Here is a 25,729-nt window from a genome sequence, read left to right on the forward strand (position 1 = left end):
AGCCTGGACCCTTGTCTTTTTCTGGGAAAATGTGGCGCGGGCGCGTGTACATGCAGCCGTAGTAGTTGGCGATCTTCAGCCCGTTGAGCGAATTCTTGACGCGCTTGCGCAGCTCGTCGGTGCCGATGGCGTCGCGGATCCAATCCAGCGCGTGGATGGTCTCGACGTTGCCGGCTTCGTAGGGCTGGTCCCCCGACTTGGCCGCGAGCTTGGCGACGGTTTCGCGCGAGCTGGCATCGTGGCTGAGGTCGTACTCGGCCTTCTTGAGGTTGTGGTAGCAGCCGTTGCATGGCGCCATCACGGTATCGAAACCCATGTCCTCGGCGATCTTCAGATTGCGCGCGGACAGGAAGGTCTGCAGCTTGGGGTCGACATTCTTGACCTCCATCGCACCGCAGCAGTTCCAGTTTTCGAGCTCGACGAGTTCCAGGCCCAACGCCTTGCCAACCTCCTTGGTCGAGCGGTTGTAGGCGTGGCCGGTACCTTCCAGTGCGCAGCCCGGGTAGTAGGCAACCTTGCGGTACTTCTCAGTCATGAGTGCGACTCCGTGGATTGTGCGGGCAAGCCCAGCGCGCTGCGGTGCTTGGCGTTCTGTTCACCCACATACTCGTTGATGGCGTCGCGCGTGCGACCCCAGTTGCGCGTGCGCGGGTGGACCACGCCGGCGAGACCGAGGCGCATGAGCAAGGTGACGGGCAGGCGCGAGAGCAAACCCTTGACCATGGCGATCAACCATGGTTGCGCCAGCTTCTGCTGGGTGCGCACGAAGAATTTGCGCAGCAGACGGCCTTCCTCGATCTTGCCCTTGGCAAATACCTGTTCCGAGAACACATCGTCAAAGATCATCGATGGTTTCTCCGGCACGTAGCCTTTCAGCTCGAGCCAATGCGATGTGGCCTTCATGACGCCTTCCGGCACGACATCGCGTGGGCACGCGTAGGTGCATTTGTTGCACGACACGCACTGCCAGATGATGTCCTTGTCGCGCAGCAATTCCTGTTCCATGCCAAGCCGGATCAGATAGATCCAGTAACGCGGATTGAAATCCGGATTGAGCGCGTTGACGGTGCAGGAGTTGGTGCACGAGCCGCATTGCCAGCAGCGGTGGATGAACTCACCGCCGGGCAGGGCAGCGATCTCTTCCTGCAGGGATTCGTTGTAATCGGTGATCACGCGCGTCTGGATGAAGGTGCTCCAATCACCCGACACGTCGACACCCTCGATCGCGAGTTTGTCGTTGCGAACGAGGTTCTCGGGCCGGATCAGGTGTTTTTCATGGATCGGCATGCACAGTCCTCACGCGTCGAGTTGCAGCGGCGTGGCGAGCGCCACGGACATCGTTTCCGGAAGTTTCACTTTCATGCGGATGCCATCGCGTTCATAGCAATCCAGTCCGAGCAGGCGCCGCGTGTGCGCCATGGCGTCTTCGGCGCCAGCAAAATCCCCCTTCAGATAGGTGCTGCCGCGATCGTTGATGTAGCGCGAATAAATGTGCGCGCACAGCAGATCCTGCATCAGGCCGAAGTCGCGATAAGTCCCGTTGTCGCGCAGGAAAGTTTCGAGTTCCGCCTTGAGCGCGACAAAGGTGGCAAGCCGATCCGGGATGCGGTGCAGTGGATCATGGTCTCGCGCAATACGCCGCGATGGGCATCCGACATCCAGGATGCGTGGATCGAGCTCGCGGCTGTCATTGAACCAGATCTCGCGCAAGACGCCGCTGCCACTTTGGGCATCCCACATCCAGCGCGTCATCAGGGGGATTTCATCGGGGGCGCAGAAATGCAGCACTTCGGCAGCCAGATCGCGCGCCCAGCGGCAGGTGCGGTCGGTGGGAAAGGCGGCGACAAACGCATCGAAGCGGGCCTGCACCGTGGTGCCCGGCTGCATCAGCAGCAGCAGTTGGCGATGCAAGTCGGCAAAGTCGTTGCTGCCCAGCCAGGCACCCACGCGGCGACGCACCGTGGGCATGAACGTGCACAGGCCGAGGAAGCGCGGTGTATCCAGCGCCGCGCTTTGCTTGCCGAGGAACCATTCGCCGAACAACTTGGACTTGAACTGCAAGGCGGTGAGATAGACGTCCATCCCGCCGCCAGGCTCGGCAGCGGCAACCAGCTCCTCGAAACCGCTGCGCAGAGCGGGGCCGCTGAGGTCCAGCGTCGGCAACAACTCCGTGTCGGGTGTGCGTTTGCTCATGATGTCAAGCGCCACTCTCAACCTGCCAGCGCCGTGACGGGGGCACGCAGAGCGGCCAGTGCTGCCATTGCCGCCGACTGGCCCTGCGCGATGGAATCGTCAATCGTCTCCGGGCCGCACGCCGAGCCCGCGACGAATACGCCTGGGCGCGAGGTACTGCCCATGGTGCGGTAAGTCGGTCCCGGCAGCAGATAGCCATGGCGCTCCAGTTGCACACCGAAGGTCTTGGCGATGTCGGGGTTCTCGATATTCGGGTCCATGCCGATCGCGTGCACGACCAAGTCGAAGGGAATGGTGATCGGACGCTTGACCAGGGTGTCCTCGCCCTTGACGATCAGGCGCTTGCCGTCCGAGGTGACCTCGGCGATACGCGCCTTGATGTACTTGACGTGGTACTCCTCCTGGCTTTGCCAGTAGTACTTGTCCTCGTACAGACCAAACGTGCGGATGTCCATGTAGTAGATGTACACCGCGCACTTGGGCAGTGCCTCGCGGATTTCCATGGCGATGTTGGCAGACACTGTGCAGCACACCTTCGAGCACCACTCGCGGCCAATCTGGCGATCGCGCGAGCCCACGCACAGCAGGATCGCGACGCGATCGGGCGCGCGCCCATCCGAAGGACATTTCACGCCTTTGCCCGAGGAGATCATCTGCTCGACCTGGGTGGTCGTGACCACGTCGGGATAGGTGCCGAAGCCCCATTCCGGCTTGTTGACCGAATCGAAATGGGTGAAGCCGGTACACAGGATGGCCGCGCCGACTTCACGTTGCTGTCCATTGGACAGGCCGGCGGTGAATGCACCGGGCTCGCCGCCGAAGCGCGTCACCCGCGTGTCGGTGAAAATCTCGACATTGGCGTGATTGCGCACGCGCGCGACCATGCCGCCGATGGCGTCCCTGGCCCACTCGCCCGAGGGCACCAGCTTGGCGTAGCCGGACAGGATCGGCGCACCGCCAAGGCGGTCGGCCTTGTCCACCAGGATCACGCTTTGTCCCGCGCTGGCCAGCGCGTGGGCAGCCGAGAGTCCGGATGGACCCGCGCCCACTACCAATACCGGAGTCGTCATGAATTCACCTCGATCTGCGCCGGCCGCACCGGCTTCTCGTAACCAGGTCCGGACGTGATGGCACGCTTGGGGTCGTAGAGCGTTTCCACGTGACCCGCGGCGACCTCCTTGAGATACACCTCGAACTCGGCCTTGGCCTTTTCCCAGTCGATGCCGAGTTTTTCCAGCAGCCCCTCGAACGGCGAGGCGTGCCAGTGCAGTTGTGCCAGCTTGTAGGGGTGTGCGCCGCAGACCAGCGCCGCGAACTGGCAATCGGCCATGACCGAAAGCGGGTAGACCTTGCCCACCGCCTGGCCGATCCATTGGCTCTTGTCGAGCGTGGTGATGCAGCCGGTGTCGTGGCCGATCATCACGTCGGAGTGGGCCTCCTCGACCGCGACCTTGATCTTGCGATCGATCGCGAAGGAGCGGGTGAACTCGCGCTCGCCGATGATGTGGCGAAAACCGAAGCCGCAGCAGTCGTACCAGGTCGAATAGTCGATCACCTGGGCGCCAAGGGTCTGCAGCAAGCCGGTGGACACGGCGGTACGGTTGCCATCCAGCACGGTGTCGTCGTAGAGCACGTCTTCCGGCACCATCTTGTGCACATGGCAGGCCGGATGCACGGTGGCGCGGATGTTGCTGCAATCGATCACGCGGTGCTCGGCGATGCGCTCGCGCATCACGTGCAGCCATTCGGAGTAGTGCACGATCTCCTCGGGGATCAGCAGCTTGCCATCGACCAGACGGCCGAGCTTGCCAAGGATCTTTTTCACCTGTTCGCGCAACTCGGCCGAATGCAGCAGGTAACCGCGCACTTCCTTGTAGTTGCCGAACGAGGTGCCGCAATGCACCAGCGGGAAGTAATAGCCGGCGGGCAGACCCTGCGAGATCGACGAAACATAGGCCTGATGAAAATTGCGCAGGAATACCGCGGCCAGGCTGACGATGTTGCCGATGCCCGAACCGTGGTAGTTCCACGCGGTGCAGGAGGTCTGGTCGGTTTCATCCAGATACCGGGTTCCCAGCATGTTCTGCAGCCACAGCAACGAACTGGGATAGCCGGGGATATTGCCGCACTGGCCGCAGGACTTGTGGTGCCAGAGCTGGTTGGTGGGGATGCGCTTGTCCCAGCCGTACAGGGTCTTGCCGACGACCGGTTCGTGCTGTTCGGTGATGCGGTGCACGACGATCTCGCCGTCCTTTTCGAGCTGCCACATGATGTCGCGCACGTCCTGGACGCGATCCTTCTGCGTCAGCATTTCGCGGCGATCGATGCGCGCCTCGACCCAAGCTGTGGCGCGTTGCGCCTCGTCGGTGCTCAACTTGACCGGGCGCCACTCCGCACCGAAACCGGTGTAACCGGGCGCTGGTTTTTCGTCTTGGCTGGCCATGGGATACCTCGTTTGCTGACTTGATGGAATGGACGTGTGCTAGGCGGCTTCGTGCTCGTCGAGCCACTCCTGATATTCGTCGCGCTTCTCGTCCATGATGTCGGTCACCACATCGAACAGATTGGGGTCGATGGTCTCCAGCTGGTCGAGCACGCCGGAAGCTTCCCAGATGGTGTACAGCTCGATCGAAGTCTTGATATTCACCACCCACGCCGTATCCAGCGTGTGCAGCGTCGGCACCGGGATGGCCTTGCGCAGGATGTCCAGCGGCGCATGGATCTTGGCGATGCCGGGTCCCCAGTCGGGGAACGCGTCCGCCGTGATCATGTTCGGGGCCAACTGGTTGCCGGTGGTGATCAGCTTCATCAACACGCGCGTGAAGGGCTTGAGCACGTCCTTGGCCGACTGCATGCCGTGCTTGATCGCGGTTTCGCGCATCAGCATGATCAGTCCGCCGGGCGAGTTGTGGAACGGGCAGCGCGCGGCACAGGTGTAGCACTGGGCGCAGGCCCAGATCTTCTCCTGCATGGCGTCGTAGATGCCTTCCAGATTCTCGGTCAGCAGCAGTTGCACGATTTCGCGCGGCGAGAAGTCATAGTAATGCGCGGCCGGGCAGGTCGCGGTGCAGATGCCGCAGTTGAGGCAGCCGTACAACTCGTGGTCATACAGCGCATGCGATTTGATGTCGCCGAATATCTCTTCGAGCTTTTCGCGCGTGGCGACCTCGGTGGTTGCAAATGGGTCACCAACAGCGAGTGATGCGGTCGTCATAACGCACTCCTCCAGCCGTGCAGGCTGGGCTGCGAGGTCAGTAGCTGAGCACTCTGGTGTTGTCGCCTTCCATGACTTCCTCGATGACGTAGGCGCCACCGACGATTCCAGAGCACTCGGGAATCAGGTCGTCCTTGGTCATGTCGAACAGGTCGAGGTTGGGTGAGCAGCACAGAAACTTCACCCCGGCCTCATGGGCTTCCTTGATGAAGTCGTATACGGTCTTGGGCGAACCTTCCTTGACCACGAGTTTTTCGGCCACGCCTTTTTTCATCAGCCGGCCCGCGGTCGCGGTGCAGATCACCTCGACTTCATAGTCCATGGCGGCAGCCACCGAGGCCTGGAAGAACGGGGCGCCCAGTTCCTCGCCGTTGCGCGGGTCGGTGTTGACCAGCATGATCAGAAGCTTGCTTGCCAAGGTCCGGTCTCCGTCGTGGGAAGAATGGCGAGGCGCGACAAAAAGCCCCACCTCGGAGCATGTTGTATCAGACGAATCTGATGTAAACACGTGGCGCCGCAACATGAGCGCGGCGCTAATGTCAAGTTTTTGTGGTTTGCGAGTTACAAGTCGCGAGCGCACGTTCGGTTCAGCGTGGTTCAGCGCATCAAGTTGGTGACTTTGACCATGCCGACCATGATTTCGCTCAACGCATCGGCGATCGCGCGCTGCTTGGCGGCCAGTTGCGCAAGGGTCTCGGGAATGTGCTCGGGAACCTCGTCAAACTCCATGACCAGATCCTCGATCATTCCCGACTTGATGCCTGGGTGCGCGCTGAAGCCGAGGCAGTTGTCGCGCACCTGGAAGATCATCGGGGCGTCGTCCGCGTCCACGGCCAGCACGCGCGCGTTTGCGGGCAACCGCACGCGGTCACGCATGTACAACGCGTAGGGAAAACGTTCCGGCAGGTGGCCCGCCAGAGCATCGGCAACACTGCGCCGCGCCTCGCCGACGCTGAAGCGCAGCGGTGCAGCTTCTGCACCGCCGCCGGTGGCCATGGCGAGGATCAGGCTGCCGACGCCGCTACCGATCACCGGCAAACCTGCCTGCAGGAACGCCGTGGTAAGGCGCAACTCGGCGTTAAGGCTGGGCAGGATTTCACCACTGACCGCGCCGCGCGGCCCGGTGCCCAGCAGGACCAGGCCGTCGAAGCCCTGCGCGTTGACCGGGATGCTGCCACCGGTCACAAAGGGCCGCGTGTACTGGAAGCGGATCGCGCGACTCTCGAAGTGATCTTCCATCAAGCCGAGGTACTCGCCCTCGGTGTGTTGCACGGCGCACAGCGTCAGCATCGTGATGCTCGATCGGTCGGGGCTTGCGCTTCAGCATAGGGCACTTCGAAAAAACCTTTTCGAGGCGCCCTGAGCGCCGTGCGCCACGCGATGCGTTTACGCCAAGGCGGCAAGCATCGCATCCGCGCCCGAGACCTTGAACTCGCCTGGCGCCTCGACGTGCAGTAGCTTGATCACGCCGTCTTCGGCGTACAGCGCGAAGCGTTGCGCGCGCAGGCCCATGCCGAAGCCGCTGGCGTCCAGTTCCAGGCCCAGCGCCTTGGTGAATGCGCCGTTGCCATCGGCCAGCATGGTGATGCTTGCCGGCGCCTTCTCGCTGACAGCCCAGGCCTGCATCACGAACGCATCATTCACCGCCAGGCACAGCAGATCGACGCCGCGTTTGGCAAACGCATCCGCGCTGCCGATGTAGGACGGCAGATGCTTCAGCGAGCAAGTGGGCGTGAACGCGCCAGGTACCGCGAACAACACCACTTTGCGACCTTTGAACAGACTGCTGCTGGGCACGGTTTCGGTCTTGCCGTTGCGCACGACGTTGACGCTGACTTCGGGGATGCGATCACCGGTCTTGATGGTCATGGGAGTAACTCCATTGCTTGGGGGATTGCGGTCACACCGCAGCCGCCATGATAGCTGCGGCGTGTGGTCGCTCCGCTTGAAAGTGAATCGCGAAATCCCTACATCAGAGACAGGCGGCAGCAGTGCCGCATGAACCCGAGGAGAACGAGCATGACCATCACCCGTTACACCCCATGGGCGGGCCAGAACGGCCTGCAGGAAGAAATGAAGCAGGCATTCGAGCGCTTTTTTGGCGGCGACGAGACCGATCAATCCAACGTCGTCACCAGCCAGTGGATGCCGCGCGTGGATATTCGCGAGGAGGGCGGCCGCTTCGTGATTCTGGCTGATATTCCCGGCGTCGATCCGAAGAACATCGAGGTGCACATGGATCGTGGCATTCTCTCGATCAAGGGCGAGCGCAGCGCCGAGCACAAGAAGGACGAGAAGGGCCAATTCACTCGCGTCGAGCGCTCGCACGGCATGTTTTATCGCCGCTTCGCGCTGCCCGACAGCGCCGATCCGGACAACATCAGTGCGCAAGGCAGGCATGGCGTGCTGGAGATCGTGATACCCAAGCGCCCGGAGACCACGCCGCGCCGGATCGCGGTCGCCGAATAAATTCACTGCGCATGCATTCGCAGGAATGCGGCCTGCGGCAGACTCAGCGCTGCCGCAGGTCTTGCATTGGGATACTTCCGGCAAGCCCATCCCAGACTGGACAGTGGGCGCCGAGTCCGGCACGGGTCCGGACTCGACTACGCTGCGCGGCGAACCAGCCATGATTTGCGGATGGTCTGAACACGTTCAGCCCATCCTTTGAGGTGAGGGCATCATGGAGTTCAAGGATTACTACGACGCGCTCGGGGTGAAGCCCGACGCCAGCGAGGCCGATATCAAGTCAGCCTACCGCAAGCTGGCGCGCAAATATCATCCGGATGTCAGCAAGGAGACCGGGGCCGAGGAGCGCTTCAAGGCGGTCAACGAGGCTTACGAAGTGCTGCGCGACAAGGACAAGCGTGCGTCCTACGATCAATTGCGCGCTGGCGGCTATCGCGCCGGCGAAAGCTTCAATCCGCCGCCGGGCTGGGGTTCTGGCACGGCGCAGGGGCCGGGTGATTTCGAGGGCCAGGGCTTCAGCGAATTCTTCGAGAGCCTGTTCGGCGGCGCGCATGGCGGCGCCCATGGTGCGCCACGCGCACGGCGCGGTCGCGATCTGCGTGCCATACTCGAAGTCGATCTGGCCACGGCCTTCGCCGGCGGCAAGACGCGCTTCGCCTTGCATGACGGCAACCGCGAGCGCGTTCTCGAGGTGAAGATTCCGGCCGGCATGCAGAGTGGCCAGGTGATCCGGCTCAGCGGGCAGGGGCATCCCGGCGGCGGCGGGCAGCCCGCCGGTGACGTGCTGCTGGAGGTCGTGCTGCGCGACGATCCGCGTTTTCGTCTGGAGGGCCGTGACGTGCTGGTATCGCTGCCGGTGGCGCCATGGGAAGCGGCACTGGGCGCCACGGTGCCGGTGCCGACGCTGGCGGGCGCGGTCGATCTCAAACTGCCCGCAGGCTCGCAATCCGGACGCAAGTTGCGCTTGAAAGGCCGCGGCATGCCCGGGCGCATGCCGGGCGATCAGATCGTCGAGTTGCTGATCCGCACGCCGCCGGTCGATGATGCCGAGGCGCGCAAGGCCTACGAGGCATTTCAGAAGGCTTTTGAAGCGTTTGATCCACGCGCTTGAAGGTGCGGGTGTGAGCGTTGCGACCCCCACTCCACGCGTGGTCTCGCGTGTTGTCGCTCAACCACTCAGCACTTCGCGTAGTGTTTCGCCCAGCTCGGTTTCGTTGATCGGTTTGGTGACGTAGGCGCGCGCGCCTTGGCGCAGCCCCCAGAGACGATCGGTGGCTTGATCCTTGGTGGTGACCAGAATCACCGGGATATGCGCGGTGGCGGGGTCCTTGGCGATGCTGCGCGTGGCCTGAAAGCCGTTGAGGTTGGGCATCACCACGTCCATCAGGATCAGGTCGGGCAGCTCGCGGCGCGCGCTTTCCACGCCCGCGACGCCGTCTTCGGCGGTGATCACGACATGGCCAAGCTTCTCCATGATCCGCTTCAGGCCGATCAGCTGCGAGGGGGAGTCATCGACGATAAGTACGCGCGCCATGAACGTTACCGGGTAGGCAGGAATTCGCTGCGAATCTTAGCACCAGGGGCAGCGCGCCAGCCGCGACGCGGTGCCGTGAACGCGCGGCGCTCAGCGCTTGGGCGCCGGGCAGATGCCGATGCGATGGCCCTGGGCGGAAATCTTCACCGACGCAGCGGGAATGGAGACGGGCGCGCCGGTAATGGTCTGCTGCACGGTGCCGTAGAAGGCGATCTGGCTGCCGTCATGGCTGGGCGAAATCATGAAATCCTCGCGTAGCTTCGAGACCATGCCATTTGCCTCGCTGGCGGTGCAGGACATGGTTACGTGATAACCCTTGCCGCTGGTTTGCATGTCGGGCGCCGTGCACTTGATGTTGGCCGGCAGCGCGGGCATCAGCGGCAGCTTGGCCGGGTCGGTTTCCTTGATGCACTGCTGCGCGGTTTGGTTCATCGGCGGAATGGTGCGCCCGGCCATGTCCACCGCGGAGTGATAGCGGAACTGCCACAAGCCGGGTTGCAGCTTGGTCGGTGGCGGATTGGCCAGTACCAGCGCGGGCAGCAGGGCGAGCGCGAGCGCGCTCAGGCGCAAATCGATGTGGCGGATCTTCATGCAGGACCTCCTGGGAACAGCGGTGGGTGATGCCTGCAACGGATACAGAATTGCTCAGGCATCGGCGCCGATGCGCACGACAGTACGGCCAAACGCCTGACCGATGAGGTAACCGGCGAACATCTCGGGCAATTGCGCGAACGCGATTTCGCGCGTGGCGATGGCGCCCAACATGTTGGGACGCCAATCGGTAGCCAGGTGCTGCCACACCGCCAGACGCTGCGCGCGTGGCGTGCCGGACGAAGCGATGCCCAGCAGGCTGACGCCACGGATGATGAAGGGCATCACCGTGCTGTGCAGTGTGGAGCTGGCCGCGAGGCCGCAACTGGCGACGTTGCCGTACAGCGCGCAGCAGGCCAGTAGTGCAGCAAGTGCGGGTCCGCCCACGGTGTCGAGGGCGCCGCCGAAGCGCATGGATTCCAGCGCCCTGGAGTCCATGGGCAAGGTGGTACGCGACAGCACCTCGGCCGCGCCCAGTTGGCGCAGGAAATCGGCGTGCTCGGGTTTGCCACTGATGGCGTGCACGGTGTATCCGGCGCGCGCGAAGATCGCCACCGCCAGCATGCCCACGCCGCCGCTGGCGCCGGTGACCGCAATCGGGCCGAGATCGGGATGCTGGCCGTTTTGTTGCATGCGCAGCAGGGCGAGTCCGGCGGTGAAGCCGGCGGTGCCGTGGATCATGGCCTCGCGCAGCGTCATGCCGGCGGGCAGCGGGATGACATCGTTCGTGGCCACGCGCGCGTACTCGGCATAGCCGCCGTCGCGTGTCTCGCTGAGGCCGCAGCCGGTCACCAGCACCGCGTCACCGGCGCGGTAATGCGCATCGGTGGAATCCACCACATGCCCGGCCAGATCGATGCCACCGACCAGCGGAAAGCGGCGCAGGATCTTGCCCTGACCGGTCGCCGCCAGCGCGTCCTTGTAGTTCACCGAGGACCAAGCCACGCGCACGGTGACTGTGCCGGGGGTGAGGTCTGCAAGCGTTAGATCCTCGAAGTTGGCGCGGTAGCCGGCCTCGTCGCTGTGGATGCGGAAGGCTTTGAAACGGTCTCGTTGCATTGCCTTGTTAATCCGGGCCGTTGTCGTCTGAAGATACGCTGGATCCCGTGTCATCGGCCATCCAAGGCCGGCACGGGATGGAGTCATGCTGGCTTCAATTGACCTTGTGGATGGCGCGCTTGTCCACGGCCATGGCCGCCTCGTGCACGGCTTCGCTGAGCGTCGGATGCGCGTGGATGATGCGCGCCAGATCCTCGGCGGAGCCCTTGAATTCCATCGCCACCACGGCTTCGGCGATCAGCTCGGAGACGCAGGCGCCGACCATGTGCACACCGAGGATGCGATCGGTCTCGGCATGGGCGATGACCTTGACCAGGCCGGCCGGCTCGTTCATGGCCACGGCACGCCCTACCGCCGCGAACGGGAAGCTACCGGTCTTGTAGGGGATGCCATCGGTCTTGCATTGCGCCTCGGTCTTGCCGGCCCAGGCGATTTCCGGTTCGGTGTAGACCACCCAGGGAATCGTGTCGTAGTTGACGTGCCCCGCCTTGCCGGCGATCAGCTCGGCGACGGCGATGCCTTCCTCAAAGCCCTTGTGCGCCAGCATCGGGCCGCGCACGCAGTCGCCCACCGCCCATACGCCCTCGACGCCGGTCCAGCAGTGCTCGTCGACGCTCACGCGACCGCGCTCGTCCAGCTTCACACCGGTGCCATCGCCGAGCACGCCATCGCTGTAGGCGCGACGGCCCACGGCCACCAGCAGTTTGTCCACCACCAGTTGCTTGCCGCCTTCCTTGCCGCTGTAGGTCAGGTGCACCTCGTTGCCCTTGATCTCGGCCTTGGCCAGCTTGGCGCCCAGCTCGATCTTCAGTCCCTGCTTGGCGAATTCGCGCGCGGCGGCCTTGGCGATATCGGCATCGGCGGCAGCGAGGAATTCGGGCATGGCTTCGAGGATGGTGACCTCGCTGCCGAGGCGCTGCCACACGCTGCCCAGCTCGAGGCCGATCACGCCGGCGCCGATCACGCCAAGGCGCTTGGGTACGCTGGCAAATTCCAGCGCGCCGGCGTTGTCGACGATGTGCTTGCCGTCGAATTTTGCGAACGGCAACTCGATGGGTACCGAGCCGGTGGCGATGACTACATTAGTCGCGGCCAGCATTTGTTTGCTGCCATCGGCTGCGATCGCCTCCACTTGGCGATCCTTGAGCAGACGGCCCTTGCCGAAGTACGCGGCGATCTTATTGGCCTTGAACAACATCGCCACGCCGCCGGTGAACTGTTTGACGATTTTTTCCTTGCGCCCGACCATGGTCGCGATGTCGATTCTCGGGTTGCTGGCGCTGATGCCATGCACCTCGAAGCTGTGGCTCAGGTTCCAGAATTGTTTCGAGGAATCCAGCAGCGCCTTGGACGGAATGCAGCCGACGTTGAGGCAGGTGCCGCCGAGCGCGGCCTTGCCATCCTTGCCGGCCCAGGCATCGACGCAGGCAGTCTTCAAGCCGAGCTGCGCGGCACGGATCGCGGCGTGGTAGCCGGCGGGACCGCCGCCGATGACGATGACATCGAATTGTTCTGACATGGTGCGAGAGTCCTAGTGAGCGGGACTCGGGACTCGGGACTCGGGACTCGGAAGAGCGGAGCTCTTGCCAAGCCGAGTGCCATTTTTGCTATTGCCGGATCCCGGGTCCCGAGTCCCGAGTCCCGGCGTCTGGCTCACAAACCGAGCAGCATGCGCTGCGGATTCTCCAGCTGGTTCTTGATGTCGACCAGGAACAGCACCGCGTCCTTGCCGTCGATGATGCGGTGGTCGTAGCTGATCGCCACGTACATCATCGGCGCGGCGATGACCTGGCCGTTCTCGACGATGGCGCGTTCCTTGATGGTGTGCATGCCAAGGATGGCGCTCTGCGGCGGATTGACGATGGGCGTGGAGAATAGCGAGCCGAAGGTGCCGCCGTTGGTGATGGTGAAGGTGCCGCCCTGCAGATCCTCCAGCGTGAGGCCGCCCTCGCGCGCCTTTTTGGCGAAGTTGGCGATGGCTTTTTCGATGTCGGCGAAACCCATGTCCTGCGCGTCGCGCAGTACTGGCGTCACCAGGCCCTTGTCGGTGGACACGGCCACCGAAATGTCCTGGTAGCCGTGATAGATGACGTCGTTGCCATCGACCGAGGCGTTGACGATGGAGCGGCGCTTGAGCGCCTCGCACGCGGCCTTGACAAAGAAGCTCATGAAGCCGAGCTTGATGCCGTGGGTCTTTTCGAACTGCTCGCCCAGTTCCTTGCGCAGCGCGCTGACGCGGCCGAGATTGATCTCGTTGAACGAGGTCAGCATGGCGATGGAGTTCTTCGACTGCATCAGGCGCTCGGCGATCTTGGTGCGCATGCGCGTCATCGCCACGCGTTCTTCTGGACGACCATCGGCGCCACGCGCGGCGGGCGCGACATTGGCGGCATCACTCTGCATGGCGCCGCTGCGCATGAAGTTGACCAGGTCTTCCTTGGTCACGCGCCCGTCGCGGCCGCTGCCGCTGACCTTGGTTGGATCGATCTTTTCCTCACTGGCCACGCGCAGGCCGGCGGGGGACAGCTGCTCGCTACCCGCGACGGGCTTGGCCGGCGCCGTGGCCTTGGATGCTGCCGGGGTGGCCGCCGACGCAGCGGAGGGCTTGGCGGCTGCAGATGATGTCAAGCCGGGCACTGGTGGTGCGACCGCGGCGGCCGCTGCCGCGCTTCCTGCGCCCGCGGCACTTGCACTTCCTTGTGCTGCGGCCGCTGCCGCGCTTCCTGCGCCCGCGGCACTTGCACTTCCCTGCGCAGCGCCTTCCTCGAGCAGCGCGATGAGTTCCTGGCTGGTCACCGTGCTGCCGCTGTCCTTGACGATCTGCTTGAGCACGCCATCGACCGGCGAGGGCACTTCCAGCACGACCTTGTCGGTTTCCAGATCCACCAGATTCTCGTCACGCTTGACCGCATCACCGGGTTTCTTGTGCCAGGTGGCGATGGTCGCGTCGGAGACCGACTCGGGCAGCACGGGAACTTTGACTTCGATGGCCATGGCGCGTGATTCCTTCGAGATGGCTTGCGGAATGGTTGAGGGGATGGGATGGGAGCTTCAGTCGTTGGCGTCGGCGCCGACTGGGCCGCTCAGCGCGTGCTCAACCAGCGCGTTCTGCTCGGCCACGTGCGTGTTGTAGTGGCCGCAGGCTGGCGCCGGTGAACGCGCACGTCCGGCGTAGCCCAGGGTGCGCTCGCCAGCCACCGCCTGCAGGTGATGACGGATCTGGAACCAGGCGCCCTGATTCATGGGCTCCTCCTGACACCAGACCATCTCGCGCGCGGCCGGGAAGCGTTCCAGTTCATGCGCCACGGCGGTGCGCGGGAACGGATACAACTGCTCGACGCGCACCAGCGCAACGTCCTGGATGCCGGCCTTGTCGGCGTGTTCGAGCAGATCGTAATAGACCTTGCCCGCGCATAGCACCACGCGGCGCACCCTCTGCCCAACCTTGGCGGTGGTGTCCGGCAGCACTGGCTGGAATCCGCCGCGCACCAGATCATCGATGCTGGAAATCGCCAGTTTGTGGCGCAGCAGCGACTTGGGCGTCATCACGATCAACGGCTTGCGCGCTTGCCCCAGCATTTGCCGGCGGATCATGTGGAACACCTGCGCCGGCGTGGTGGGCACGCACACTTGCATGTTGTGCAGCGCGCATAACTGCAAGTAGCGCTCCAGGCGCGCCGAGGAGTGCTCGGGGCCCTGGCCTTCGTAACCGTGCGGCAAAAATAGCGTGAGCGCGGATAGTCGATCCCACTTGGCTTCGCCGGAGCTGATGAACTGGTCGATGACCACTTGCGCGCCGTTGGCGAAATCGCCGAACTGGCCTTCCCAGATCGGCAGCGTGCGCGGCTCGGCGCTGGCGAAGCCGTATTCGTAGGCCATCACGGCCTCTTCGGACAGTGCCGAATCGATGATCTCGACGTGCGCATCCTCGCGCACGCGCTTGAGCGGCAGGGTCGTCGCGCCGGTGTCCTGATCATGCAGCACGGCGTGGCGGTGAAAGAACGTGCCGCGCGCGCTGTCCTGACCGACCAGACGCAGACCGTAGCCGGCATCGAGCAAGGTGGCATAAGCCAGGTTCTCGGCGTAGCCCCAGTCCAGTGGCCGCTGTCCGGCGGCCATCTTGCGGCGGTCGTCGTAGATCTTGGCCACGCGCGGGTGCAGCTTGATCTGCGCGGTGTCGGTGAGCATGGCTTCCAGGCGCGCCAGCTTGTCGCGCGCGACGCCGGTGGCAACCTCGCTGCCGAGCGTGCCGTTGAGGTATGGGCTCCAGTCGACGCGGAAGGCATCGGGCAGCGGCGCGGACAACTCGGTGACCGACTCGCCGGCCTCCAGACGCTTGCGGTAGTCGACCGCGCGCTGCTCGGCGTCGGCGGCGCTGATGATGCCGGCATCGGCGAGGCGCTTGGCGTACTGCTCGCGCGTGGTCGGCAGACCGCGGATTACCTGATACATGCGCGGTTGCGTGGCGGCTGGCTCGTCGGCCTCGTTGTGGCCGTGACGGCGATAGCAGATCAGGTCGATCATGATGTCGCGCTTGAAGGTCTGTCGATAGTCGAACGCCAGACGCGCGCAAAAGACGACGGCTTCCGGATCATCGCCATTCACGTGCAGCACCGGCGCATTGATCATCTTGATGATGTCGGTGCAGTAATGCGTGGATCGCGCGTCATCCTGGCGCGAGATGGTGAAGCCGATCTGGTTGTTGATCACCACGTGCACGGTGCCGCCGACGCCGAAACCGCGCGTCTGCGAAAGATTGAACAGTTCGGCGTTGACGCCCTGGCCGGCCAGGGCCGCATCGCCGTGGATCAGCACCGGCAGCACCTCGCGCCGGTCGTTGTCGCCGCGCCGCGTCTGCCGCGCGCGCACCGAGCCCAGCACCATCGGGTTGACGATTTCCAGATGCGAGGGGTTGAACGCCAGCGCGACGTGCATCGGGCCGCCTGCGGTGCGCACGTCGGCGCTGAAGCCCATGTGGTACTTCACGTCGCCGGAATGCGCGGGATCGTCGGCCTGCTCGAACTTGCCCTCGAACTCGTCGAACAGCAAACGCGACGGCTTGCCCAACGTGTTGATCAGCACGTTCAGGCGTCCGCGGTGCGCCATGCCGATGACCATCTCGCGCACGCTGTTGCGGCCGCAGTCGTCGATCAGCGTATCCAGCAGCGGGATCAGGCTTTCACCGCCTTCCAGAGAAAAACGCTTCTGGCCGACATACTTGGTGTGCAGATAGCGTTCCAGGCCCTCGGCGGCGGTCAGGCGGTCGAGCACGCGCAGGCGTTGTGCAGGCTCACTGAGAAAGTTGCCGACGGCCTGCTCCAGTCGCGTTTGCAGCCAGCGGCGCTGGTTGTGATCGGCAATGTGCATGAACTCGGCGCCGATGGTGCCGGTGTAAGTGCGCCGCAGTCGCTCGACGAAGCGCCCCAGCGGCATGCGCTGGACACCGCCGGCGTAGCTGCCGGTATCGAACGAGGTGTCCATATCGCCCGCATCAAGATCGTGATAAGCCGGGTCCAGATCCGGCGCCGCCGGTTTGCTGGCGCGATTCAGCGGGTCGAGATCGGCCGCCAGATGACCACGCGAGCGGAATGCCGTGAGCAGGCGCAGCACTGCACCCTGCTTGCGCGCGTAGCCGTCATCGCCGCGCGGCGTCGCGCGACCGTGACCGTTGAGGCGCTGCGCCTGCTCGATGCGTTCGATGACCGGACCATGCGCGACATCGCCGGCTTCGCGCCCGTGCAGGCTTTTGAAATAACTGTCCCAATCGGCGCCGACGCTGGATGGATCGGTGAGCCAGGCCTCGTATTGGGCTTCAACGTAGGTGGCATTGCCGCCTGCGATGGGTGATGACAGAAAGAACTCGCGGATGGGATTGGCGCTCACGGTGACACCGGGACGGAAAAGGGAGGTGTCCGCAGGATTGCGGCGGGCACGCTGCTGCTGGTCATCCCGACAATTATAGGCTGCATGATGCGGCACTGCGACAATTGGCGCACGTTGTGCGCCGCTGTTCACGCAGCATCAAAGTTGCAGTGGCTGCAGTTCGCGCAGCGGCTGCGAACGTGCCCAGACCTGATCGAAATAGGCGGCGAGCTGCGCATTGCAACCGGGCGCATAGGTGCTGCCCAAGGCCTCGTGGCGCGAGGCCAGCGCGCGCAGCAGATAGCCGCCGCGGTCGTTGAGCAGAAAGGCCGACGGGTATTGCAAATCGGCTTCTTCGATCGGCTGACGCAGCAAAATCATGCTGGGCAGACGCTGGATCAGTGGCAGCAGGCGATGCCCACCGCGCAGCGCCCACTCGGGGTTTTGCACCAGCAGCCGCAACTGCGTGCCACGACCGCGCACGGCCAGCGCGCGCAAGGCTTCGAGGATCGGCGCCTGCTCGAGCAGGCCCGGCTCCAGATCGCGCGTATACATGGTGACGCCATGACGCGCATCGCGCAGCAGGCGCAGCGTGGCGGCGGTGAGGCCGGCGAGGTCGTCGGCTTGCAGCGTTTCGGGCACGGGCGTGGGTTCCGGCGCACGCGGCGTGGGCGCCTCGAACGGACTCAGGGCGAGGCGCATCATGCGGTGCGGGATATTGGCATCGAGATAGGTTTCGCCATAGGCGACGAAGCCGGCGCGCGCATAAAAAGGGATCGCGTGCTGCTGGGCGCTGAGATGCACCTCGGGCCATCCCAAGGCGCGTGCCTCGGCGATCAAGTGCGTGAGCAGCGCCATGCCCACGCCGCGGCCGCGCCAATCGGCCAGCACCGCCATGCGCCCGATGCGCTGCTGCGGGGTCAGGCGCGCGCAGCCGATCGCGCAGCCGTCCACTGCCAGCGCCAGCACGTGGCGTGAAGCGGCATCGAGATCGTCCCATTCATCCTCGGGGGCAATCTGCTGTTCGCGGATGAACACGGCATCGCGCACGCTGCGCAAGGCCTCGGCGTCGGTCGGCCAGTGTGCTGGAACGAGGTGAAAATCGGCGGCGATCATGCCCGCTTGCGCGGCGCGCGCGCGAATTGCACGCAGCCGACCGCAAGCAGGTCGCGCAGCGCGGTCAGCGCGGAACCGTCGCGCAGCACCGCATCGTCGGGCTCGATGCGCGCGTTGGCGCACAGCGCCTCGGCCAGCGCGCGCGGACAATGCACCATGTGTCCGGCGGCAAACAGCGAGGCACCTTCGGCGCCATGTTCGATCCAGGCAAAGCGCGCGAACGGATGGCGCAACAGCGCGCGACCACTGAGCAGCATGGCGCGCACCTGTTCCAGCGACGCCGGTTGAGCGTTGCCGGCGAACGGCGCGGCGCTGCGATAGCGCGTGATCATGCGTCCGAACCACAGCGCCAGCTCGCCGGCCTTGATGCGCTGCGCGAACGGCCCCAACTGCGCGCGCACGCGCGCCAGCGCGGCGGAATCGATCAGGCCGCGCGCGCGCGCCGGGCGCAGATCGGGGTCGCTGTAGCGCTGCGTATCGGGTATGTGTTCAGCGAGATGCTCGGCGAGATCCAGCAACAGCTCGGACTCGGCCGGCGCGCGCATGCCAATCGAGAAAGTCATGCAGGCACCCTCGGCCACGCCATCGTGGGGCACATCGGGCGGCAGGTACAGTACGTCGCCCGGTTCCAGCACGAAGCTGTGCGTGGGCGCGAACTCGGCCAGCAATTTCAGATCGGTGCCGGGGCGCAGCGCGCGTGGTGCGTTGCGCTCGGTGCTGATGCTCCAGCGCCGACGACCGATGCCCTGCACCAGAAACACGTCGTACTGATCGATGTGCGGGCCAACGCCGCCGCCGTCGGTGGCGTAGCTGACCATCACATCATCGATGCGCCAGGTAGGCAGAAAACGCACGAAATCCAGCAGGCCGGCGACCTCGGCATCCCACTTGTCGACGTCCTGCACCAGCAGCGTCCAGTCGCGCTCGGGCAGACCGGTGAACGTGGCCTCACTGTAGGGTCCAGGCTGCAGTGTCCACAGTGCGCGCTTGCGTTCGCGGTGCACGATGCGCGCCAGCACGGTGTCCTCGCAGGCGAGGCCAGCGAGATCCTCGGGCGTGATCGGTACTTGCCAGCCAGCCAGCGCGCCGCGGATCAGCAGTGGATGCTTCTGCCAGTACTGGGTGAGAAAACGCGAGGGCGGCATGCCCAGCGGCATGCCATGACTGGCGTTGACCTCTAGCGCAGGCATGGCGGACCGCGCACGAGGGCGCGACTTGGCGGGACTGGGCTGCGCCGATTGCGAATCGCTGGCGCGTGGTTGTGCGGGTTTTTTGGGCATGGCCGATCTTCAGACGTCGCGTGCCAGCGCGCCGGCAAGGCCGGTGTAGGCTGCAGGGTTGAGGGCGAGCAGACGCGCCTTGGCCGACTCGGGCAGGGGCAGTGACTCGATGAATGCAGCCAGCACGGCTGGCGTGATCGCACGCCCACGGGTCAGCGCCTTGAGCTGCTCATAGGGCTCGGGCAAGCCGTGGCGGCGCATCACCGTTTGCACGGCTTCGGCCAGCACTTCCCAAGCACCTTCCAGATCGGCCGCGATGCGCGTTGGATCGGTGGCCAGCTTGCCGAGGCCGCGCGCCAGCGCGGTCAGCGCCACCAGCGTGTGGCCAAAGCCGGTGCCCAGCGCGCGCAGCACGGTGGAATCGGTGAGATCGCGCTGGAAGCGGCTGATCGGCAGCTTCTCGCTGAAGTGACCCAGCAGCGCGTTGGCCAGCCCCAGATTGCCTTCGGCGTTTTCGAAGTCGATTGGGTTGACCTTGTGCGGCATGGTCGATGAGCCCACTTCGCCGGCTTTCAGCGCCAGCTTGAAATAGCCCAGCGCGATGTAGCCCCACAGGTCGCGCGACAGATCGAGCAATACGGTATTGGCGCGGCGCACGGCGTCGCAGTATTCGGCGATGCCATCGTGCGGCTCGATCTGCGTGGTGTAGGGGTTCCAGTCCAGGCCCATGCCCTCGACAAATCCACGCGCCAGCCGTGGCCAGTCGACCTCGGGATAGGCCACGACATGCGCGTTGAAATTGCCCACCGCGCCGTTGATCTTGCCGCAGATTGCCACCACCGCCAGTTGTTGGCGCTGGCGCTGCAGGCGCGCAACGACGTTGGCCAATTCCTTGCCCAGCGTGGTTGGCGAAGCTGGCTGGCCATGCGTGCGCGCCAGCATCGCCAGATCCGCATGCGTGTGCGCCATGGCGCGCAGCTGCGCGATCACGTCATCGAACGCGGGCAGCAGCACGGCTTCACGCGCGTCCTTCAGCATCAGCGCATAGGCGAGGTTGTTGATATCCTCGCTGGTGCAGGCGAAGTGCACGAACTCGCGCGCCACGGCCAAGCCGGGCAGGGCGCCCATGCGCTGCTTGATGAAGTACTCGACCGCCTTGACGTCGTGGTTGGTGGTGCGTTCAATGCGCTTGATCGCGGCGGCATCGTCGATGCTGAATCGCTCGCCGATACCCAGCAGCGCGGCGCGTGTGGCGGTATCGAAGGCTGGCAGTTCGGGGATGTCCGGATGCTCGGCCAGTGCCAGCAGCCAGGCGATTTCGACGCGCACGCGCCGCTGCATCAGGCCGAATTCGCTGAATACCGGGTGCAGCGCCGCGCATTGTCCGGCGTAGCGGCCATCCAGTGGCGAGAGCGCGACGAGAGCAGGGTGATCCATGCGTACGGGTGGCAGATTGGAAGCGGCAAGCTTACACCGCGAGGCTATACTCAATGGCTGTTTTCCTTGTCTCAGGAATCCGCGATGAGCCAGCAGTACCGCACCGAGCACGACAGCATGGGCGAGCTGAAAGTTCCGGCCGAGGCGCTTTACGGCGCGCAGACGCAGCGCGCCGTGCAGAACTTTCCGATCTCCGGATTGCGCATGCCGCGCGCATTCATTCGTGCGCTGGGATTGATCAAGTCGGCCGCGGCCGAAGCCAACGCCAGACTGGGGCACCTGCCCAAGGCCACGGCCAAGGCCGTGCGCGCTGCCGCCGAGCGCGTGGCGCGTGGTGAGTTCGATGCACAGTTTCCGATCGACGTGTTTCAGACCGGTTCCGGTACCAGCAGCAACATGAACGCCAACGAGGTGATCGCGCACGTGGCTTCGACCGCCAGGCTCAAGGTGCACCCCAACGATCACGTCAACATGGGGCAGAGTTCCAACGACGTGATCCCCACGGCGATCCACGTCAGCGCCACGCTGGAAACGCGCGAACAGTTGCTGCCCGCGCTGGCGCATCTGCGCAAGACCATCGACCAGCGCGCCAGGGAGCTGACCAAGGTGGTCAAGACCGGGCGCACGCATTTGATGGACGCCATGCCGGTGACCTTCGGGCAGGAATTGTCCGGCTGGTCGGCGCAGTTGCACAGCGCCGAGGCGCGCATCACCGATGCGCTCAGGCGCATGCAGCGTCTGCCGCTGGGTGGCAGCGCGGTGGGCACCGGCATCAACGCCGATCCGAAGTTCGGCCCCGCCGTCGCCGCCGAGCTGACGCGCATGAGCGGCAGCAAGTTCGTCGCCGCCGACAATTACTTCGAGGGCATCGCCGCGCAGGACGATGCGGTGGAGCTTTCCGGCCAGCTCAAGACGCTGGCCTGCGCGCTGATGAAAATCAGCAATGACCTGCGCTGGATGAATTCCGGCCCGTTGGCGGGCTTGGGCGAGATCGAACTGCCCGCATTGCAACCCGGCAGCTCGATCATGCCCGGCAAGGTCAACCCGGTGATCCCCGAGGCGATGACCATGGTTTGCGCGCAAGTCATCGGCAACGACGTGGCCATCGCCCTCGGTGGTCAGGCGGGCAATTTCCAGCTCAACGTGATGCTGCCACTGATCGCGCACAACCTGCTGCAGTCCATCGCCATTCTGGGCAACGCCATGCGCGCGCTGGCCGATGACGCCATCGCCGGCTTCAAGGTCAACCAGGCGCACATCCAGCAGGCGCTGGACAAGAATCCCATCCTGGTGACCGCGCTGAATCCGGTGATCGGCTACGAGAAGGGCGCGGCGACCGCCAAGCAGGCATACAAGCAGAAGCGCCCGATCCTCGACGTGGCGGTGGAAACCACCGGCCTGCCGCGCAAGCAACTGGCCAAACTGCTGGATCCGATGGCGCTGACGCGCGGCGGCATCCACGGCAAACCGGGTGGCGGTGCGGGCTGAAGGGCTGCTGGCACGGGTTGGCGCGAAAATAGCGCGTGCACGGCGTTCACGCTGCCCGCTGATCGATGTCGTCGCGCTGCGCGCGACGCAGCAGCCAGCCCAATAGCGGCGGGGTCAGGATCGAGGTCAGCAGCGACATCGCCACGATCACCGCGTACACCTCGGGCGTGAACACACCGGCGGCCAGACCCAGACTCGCCACCACCACGCCCACCTCGCCGCGCGGCACCATGCCCATGCCCACGGCCAGCGCGCTGCGATGGCCCAGTTTCAATGCGCCCAAATAAGCGCCCACCAGCTTGGTCAGCACCGCGATCAGCGTGGCCAGCACGAGCATCAGCAGCGCATCGGCGTGCGTGAACACGTTGACGTCGAGTTTGACACCGGTCATCACGAAGAAAAACGGCGTCAGCAGCGTCAACAGTGGCTTCATCTGATGCTCGAGTTGCTCGCGCTGGTCGGTTTCCGAAGCGATCAGTCCGGCCAGAAACGCGCCGATGATCGCAGCCAGCCCGACGCGCGTGGACAACCATGCCAGCCCCAGACACAGCGCCAGCACGATGCTCAGCTCGGACATGGTCATGCGTGGCCGCTCCAGCCATGACGAACGCTTGCGCGCCACGCGCGTGCCCAACCAGCCTACGACCACGACAAAACCGACCGCCTCGACGACCACGATCAGCAGATGCACAGGGTCGGCCACGCCGCTGTCCTGCATCGATACCACCACGCCCAGCAAGAGCATGGCGAGGATGTCGTCAATGACCGCCGCCCCCAGGATCACGTGTGCTTCGCGCCGCTGCAGCGCGTGCATCTCCTGCAGCACGCGCGCGGTGATGCCGGCCGAGGTGGCGACAAAGGCCGCGGCGATGAACATCGATTTGTTCCACGCGAAGCCTTCCAGGTGCGCCCACAGCGACGCGCCGCCGAAAGGCACGATCACGCCCAGCGTGCCCACCATGAACGCGATCAGGCCGACGCGCTTGAGATCATCCAGGCGCGTTTCCAGTCCCACCGCGAACAGCAGAAACACCACGCCGACCTCGGCCAGCGCATCCAGCACCACACCTGGATGCACCCAGTTCAGCAGCGAAGGACCGAGCAAGGCGCCGGCCACGATCTCGCCGACCACGCCTGGCATGCGCATACGCTGTGCCAGCTCATCGCCAATGCGCGCGGCGACGAACACGACAAAAAGCGACAGCAGGATGTCCGCGGCGCCGTGCATGGGCTCGATCCTTGCGCGAGGTCAATGACCACGATGCTAACCCAGCCACCGTGGCGCACAGCATCAGGTCGCGGTGTCGGGATCGTCCACGCGCGCGCGCAGCGGGCGGTCGCGGCGCAGGCGCATGAACACCAGCGCGCTGACGAAGCACGAGCCGGCCAGCGCCAGCACGGTCGCGTGAAAAGCGTGCAGATACTCCACAGCGGGCGCATGCGCGGGCATGAACGCGCCCATCAGCATGGTCGCCAGCGCGATGCCGAAGCTCATCGACAGATACTGCGCGGTCGAGGTCATGGACGCCGCATGGCCGGCTTGCGCGGGCGCGAGATCCACGAACGCCAGCGTGTTCATCGCCGTGTATTGCAGCGACATCACCAGTCCCAGCACGAACATCAGCAGCGTGATCGCCAGCCAGTCACCGCGCGCGACCGGCAGCGCGAACGCCGCCAGCACTGCACCGACCAGCACGGTGTTGACGTACAGCGTGCGTCGATAGCCATAGCGGCGCAGCAGCGGGTCGATCAGCGGCTTCATCGCCATCATCGCCAGCGCCTGCGGCGCCATCATCAGCCCGGCTTGCAGCGGCGAGTAACCGCAGCCGATCTGCAGGTACAAAGCCAGCAGAAACGGCAGCCCGGATGCGCCCAGCCGCGTGAACAGGCTGCCGAGCAGGGCGATCGAGAAACTGCGTACGCGAAACAGGCCGAGGTCGTTGATCGGATGCGCGCTACGCCGCGCATGCAGCACGAAGCCGATGCACAGCAGCAGGCCTAGCCCCGCGCTGAGCAGGGCCGGGGCTGGCATGCCATCACTGGCGAACTCGGATGCGGCCAGCAACAGCCCGGAGCCCATCGCGAACAGCGCGAAGCCGAAGCCATCGAAGGGGCGCAGGACACCGCGCAGATCCGGCATGGCGCGCGCATTCAGCCACAGGCCGGCCAGGCCGACCGGCACGTTGATCAGAAAAATCAGACGCCAACTCGCGTATTCGCTCAGCCAGCCACCCAGCACCGGGCCCAGCATCGGCCCAAGCAGGCCGGGTATCGATACCAAGCTCATCGCGGCGACGAAATCACGCTTGCCGAACAGCCGGATCAGCACGTAGCGACCGATCGGCATCAGCAGCGCGCCGCCGATGCCTTGCAGCACGCGCGCGGCGATCAGTTGCGGCAAGGTCTGCGCCGCGCCACAGGCCACCGAGCCTAGCGTGAACAGCAATACCGAGGCTGCGTAGATGCGGCGCGTACCGAAGCGATCGGTCAGCCACGCGCTGGCCGGAATGCACACCGCCAGCGTCAACACGTAGCTGGTCAGCGCGGTCTTCATGCCCAGCGGCGTGGCACGCAAGGCATCCGCGATGCTGGGCGCTGCAGTGTTGACGATGGTCGAGTCCAGCGTCTGCATGAAAAACCCGGCGGCGATCAGCCACAGCAGCGGGCGCTGGCTGTCGAGGCTCGCGTGTTCGAGCATGTCGTGCAGGGGGTCGGATGCGTTCATCGGCGCCATGCGCGTCGCTGCGTATGCCAACGCGCGCCGCGCGAAGATCGCAAGCATAAGGGTTTCGTGGAGCGTACTCGCGTGAATCGCGCGCATGCACGCGAAAAAATATCAGTCGCGGCATCGTTCGTCAGCCCGCAGATCAGCTCTTGTCGGCTCAGTGCTGCAGTCGCTGGCATGCGCGGCTTCACGGGTGGCAGCGTCGCGGTGTACAGCGTGCGTTGACTGCGCGCGGTGTGGCCACGTAAAATTCCACGGCTCAGGAATCCGCAGTTGCAGGCGGGTTGCTGGCGGCGGGGTATAGCTCAGCCTGGTAGAGCGCCAGCTTTGGGAGCTGGACGTCGGGGGTTCGAATCCCTCTACCCCGACCAAAGTGTGCTCTAGTCAGGTCATGCGCCCGTAGCTCAACCGGATAGAGCATCGGCCTTCTAAGCCGGCGGTTGCAGGTTCGAGTCCTGTCGGGCGCGCCAATGCTTCATGTTTCATGGTGGGCGTAGCTCAGTTGGTTAGAGTCCCGGATTGTGATTCCGGTTGTCGTGGGTTCGAATCCCATCGTCCACCCCAGTTTTCAGGTTCGCGTGGGCCGTTAGCTCAATTGGTAGAGCAGCGGACTCTTAATCCGTAGGTTGAAGGTTCAAGTCCTTCACGGCCCACCACCCACCCACCCACCCTCCTCATATCCTTGGCGATCCCGTACACTATTCTGCCCTTTCAATAGCGTGCGAAAGTGGCGGAATTGGTAGACGCACTGGATTTAGGTTCCAGCGGGTACCCCCGTCCGGGTTCGAGTCCCGGCTTTCGCACCACATTCAGACGCCGTG

At 64.6% G+C, this 25,729-nt stretch carries 23 protein-coding genes and 5 tRNA genes; 8 read left to right on the plus strand and 20 right to left on the minus strand.

Annotated elements, in window-relative coordinates; genetic code table 11:
• The 9 genes from ACYDAT_RS09890 to ACYDAT_RS09930 all read right to left on the minus strand — a co-directional run.
• On the minus strand, positions 1-535 hold a 535-nt coding region (locus ACYDAT_RS09890), incomplete at its 3' end, for a heterodisulfide reductase-related iron-sulfur binding cluster (RefSeq protein ID WP_461449871.1).
• The gene (locus tag ACYDAT_RS09895) at positions 532-1,287 is read right to left on the minus strand and encodes a 4Fe-4S dicluster domain-containing protein (RefSeq protein ID WP_461449873.1); all 756 of its coding nucleotides are present in this window, start codon (positions 1,285-1,287) and stop codon (positions 532-534) included. The genes ACYDAT_RS09890 and ACYDAT_RS09895, both read right to left, overlap by 4 nt.
• 9 nt (positions 1,288-1,296) lie before the next feature.
• Positions 1,297-2,193 carry a hypothetical protein gene (locus ACYDAT_RS09900; protein WP_461440576.1) on the minus strand — a complete coding sequence of 299 codons (897 nt, stop codon included), beginning with the start codon at positions 2,191-2,193 and terminating at the stop codon, positions 1,297-1,299.
• 17 nt (positions 2,194-2,210) lie between these two features.
• A complete protein-coding gene (locus tag ACYDAT_RS09905; RefSeq protein WP_461449875.1) occupies positions 2,211-3,263 on the minus strand; it encodes an FAD-dependent oxidoreductase in 1,053 nt (350 codons plus the stop codon).
• Positions 3,260-4,636 carry a heterodisulfide reductase-related iron-sulfur binding cluster gene (locus ACYDAT_RS09910; protein ID WP_461449877.1) on the minus strand — a complete coding sequence of 459 codons (1,377 nt, stop codon included), beginning with the start codon at positions 4,634-4,636 and terminating at the stop codon, positions 3,260-3,262. The genes ACYDAT_RS09905 and ACYDAT_RS09910 overlap by 4 nt, the downstream gene beginning before the upstream one ends.
• A 39-nt stretch (positions 4,637-4,675) precedes the next feature.
• Positions 4,676-5,407 (minus strand): 4Fe-4S dicluster domain-containing protein, encoded by a 732-nt coding sequence (locus ACYDAT_RS09915; protein WP_461449879.1) that lies wholly within the window; start codon positions 5,405-5,407, stop codon positions 4,676-4,678.
• 37 nt (positions 5,408-5,444) lie between these two features.
• Complete coding sequence (locus ACYDAT_RS09920; protein ID WP_461438632.1) at positions 5,445-5,825, minus strand: DsrE/DsrF/DrsH-like family protein; 381 nt, start codon at positions 5,823-5,825, stop codon at positions 5,445-5,447.
• A gap of 179 nt (positions 5,826-6,004) precedes the next feature.
• Positions 6,005-6,697: a hypothetical protein gene (locus ACYDAT_RS09925; protein ID WP_461449881.1), complete on the minus strand. Its 693-nt coding sequence runs from the start codon at positions 6,695-6,697 to the stop codon at positions 6,005-6,007.
• Positions 6,698-6,793: 96 nt separating this feature from the next.
• A complete protein-coding gene (locus ACYDAT_RS09930; protein ID WP_461438630.1) occupies positions 6,794-7,276 on the minus strand; it encodes a redoxin family protein in 483 nt (160 codons plus the stop codon).
• 150 nt (positions 7,277-7,426) lie between these two features.
• On the opposite strand from ACYDAT_RS09930, the gene ACYDAT_RS09935 reads away from it, so the two are divergent.
• Positions 7,427-7,876, plus strand: coding sequence for an Hsp20/alpha crystallin family protein (locus tag ACYDAT_RS09935; protein WP_461438629.1), 450 nt, complete (start codon positions 7,427-7,429; stop codon positions 7,874-7,876).
• A gap of 214 nt (positions 7,877-8,090) precedes the next feature.
• Positions 8,091-8,987: a DnaJ C-terminal domain-containing protein gene (locus tag ACYDAT_RS09940; protein ID WP_461438628.1), complete on the plus strand. Its 897-nt coding sequence runs from the start codon at positions 8,091-8,093 to the stop codon at positions 8,985-8,987.
• 57 nt (positions 8,988-9,044) lie between these two features.
• Here ACYDAT_RS09940 and pilH read toward each other — a convergent pair whose 3' ends face one another.
• The 9 genes from pilH to purB form a co-directional block, all read right to left on the minus strand.
• Complete coding sequence (gene pilH / locus ACYDAT_RS09945) at positions 9,045-9,410, minus strand: twitching motility response regulator PilH (protein ID WP_461438627.1); 366 nt, start codon at positions 9,408-9,410, stop codon at positions 9,045-9,047.
• Between the two features lie 90 nt (positions 9,411-9,500).
• On the minus strand, positions 9,501-10,001 hold the full coding sequence (locus tag ACYDAT_RS09950; protein ID WP_461438626.1) for a DUF3617 domain-containing protein: 501 nt from the start codon (positions 9,999-10,001) through the stop codon (positions 9,501-9,503).
• A gap of 54 nt (positions 10,002-10,055) precedes the next feature.
• A complete protein-coding gene (locus tag ACYDAT_RS09955; protein WP_461438625.1) occupies positions 10,056-11,060 on the minus strand; it encodes a YhdH/YhfP family quinone oxidoreductase in 1,005 nt (334 codons plus the stop codon).
• A 94-nt stretch (positions 11,061-11,154) separates the two neighbouring features.
• A complete protein-coding gene (lpdA, locus tag ACYDAT_RS09960; protein WP_461438624.1) occupies positions 11,155-12,579 on the minus strand; it encodes a dihydrolipoyl dehydrogenase in 1,425 nt (474 codons plus the stop codon).
• Positions 12,580-12,713: 134 nt separating this feature from the next.
• Positions 12,714-14,054: a 2-oxoglutarate dehydrogenase complex dihydrolipoyllysine-residue succinyltransferase gene (gene odhB / locus ACYDAT_RS09965; RefSeq protein WP_461438623.1), complete on the minus strand. Its 1,341-nt coding sequence runs from the start codon at positions 14,052-14,054 to the stop codon at positions 12,714-12,716.
• A 57-nt stretch (positions 14,055-14,111) separates the two neighbouring features.
• On the minus strand, positions 14,112-16,943 hold the full coding sequence (locus ACYDAT_RS09970; RefSeq protein WP_461449883.1) for a 2-oxoglutarate dehydrogenase E1 component: 2,832 nt from the start codon (positions 16,941-16,943) through the stop codon (positions 14,112-14,114).
• 138 nt (positions 16,944-17,081) lie between these two features.
• Complete coding sequence (locus tag ACYDAT_RS09975; RefSeq protein WP_461449885.1) at positions 17,082-18,038, minus strand: GNAT family N-acetyltransferase; 957 nt, start codon at positions 18,036-18,038, stop codon at positions 17,082-17,084.
• Positions 18,035-19,228: a cupin domain-containing protein gene (locus ACYDAT_RS09980; protein WP_461449887.1), complete on the minus strand. Its 1,194-nt coding sequence runs from the start codon at positions 19,226-19,228 to the stop codon at positions 18,035-18,037. The genes ACYDAT_RS09975 and ACYDAT_RS09980 overlap by 4 nt, the downstream gene beginning before the upstream one ends.
• Before the next feature lie 99 nt (positions 19,229-19,327).
• Entirely contained in the window at positions 19,328-20,695 is a 1,368-nt protein-coding gene (gene purB / locus ACYDAT_RS09985) for an adenylosuccinate lyase (protein ID WP_461449889.1), read from the minus strand.
• 84 nt (positions 20,696-20,779) lie between these two features.
• Here purB and ACYDAT_RS09990 point away from each other — a divergent pair, with 84 nt between their 5' ends.
• Positions 20,780-22,183, plus strand: a complete 1,404-nt coding sequence (locus tag ACYDAT_RS09990) for a class II fumarate hydratase (protein WP_461438618.1) — start codon at positions 20,780-20,782, stop codon at positions 22,181-22,183.
• A gap of 46 nt (positions 22,184-22,229) precedes the next feature.
• Here the strand turns inward: ACYDAT_RS09990 and ACYDAT_RS09995 are convergent, their stop codons facing one another.
• Complete coding sequence (locus ACYDAT_RS09995) at positions 22,230-23,411, minus strand: cation:proton antiporter (protein WP_461449891.1); 1,182 nt, start codon at positions 23,409-23,411, stop codon at positions 22,230-22,232.
• Between the two features lie 63 nt (positions 23,412-23,474).
• Positions 23,475-24,908 carry a DHA2 family efflux MFS transporter permease subunit gene (locus tag ACYDAT_RS10000; RefSeq protein ID WP_461438616.1) on the minus strand — a complete coding sequence of 478 codons (1,434 nt, stop codon included), beginning with the start codon at positions 24,906-24,908 and terminating at the stop codon, positions 23,475-23,477.
• A gap of 294 nt (positions 24,909-25,202) precedes the next feature.
• Between ACYDAT_RS10000 and ACYDAT_RS10005 the strand changes: the two genes are divergently transcribed.
• The 5 genes from ACYDAT_RS10005 to ACYDAT_RS10025 all read left to right on the plus strand — a co-directional run bounded on the left by ACYDAT_RS10005 (position 25,203) and on the right by ACYDAT_RS10025 (position 25,714).
• Positions 25,203-25,279: transfer RNA gene (locus ACYDAT_RS10005), tRNA-Pro, on the plus strand.
• A gap of 22 nt (positions 25,280-25,301) precedes the next feature.
• Positions 25,302-25,378: transfer RNA gene (locus ACYDAT_RS10010), tRNA-Arg, on the plus strand.
• 17 nt (positions 25,379-25,395) lie between these two features.
• Positions 25,396-25,472, plus strand: a tRNA-His gene (locus ACYDAT_RS10015).
• A gap of 16 nt (positions 25,473-25,488) precedes the next feature.
• Positions 25,489-25,564, plus strand: a tRNA-Lys gene (locus ACYDAT_RS10020).
• A 65-nt stretch (positions 25,565-25,629) separates the two neighbouring features.
• A tRNA-Leu gene (locus ACYDAT_RS10025) sits at positions 25,630-25,714 on the plus strand.
• Positions 25,715-25,729: the final 15 nt, after the last annotated feature.

It is taken from the genome of Metallibacterium sp., from assembly GCF_054637675.1.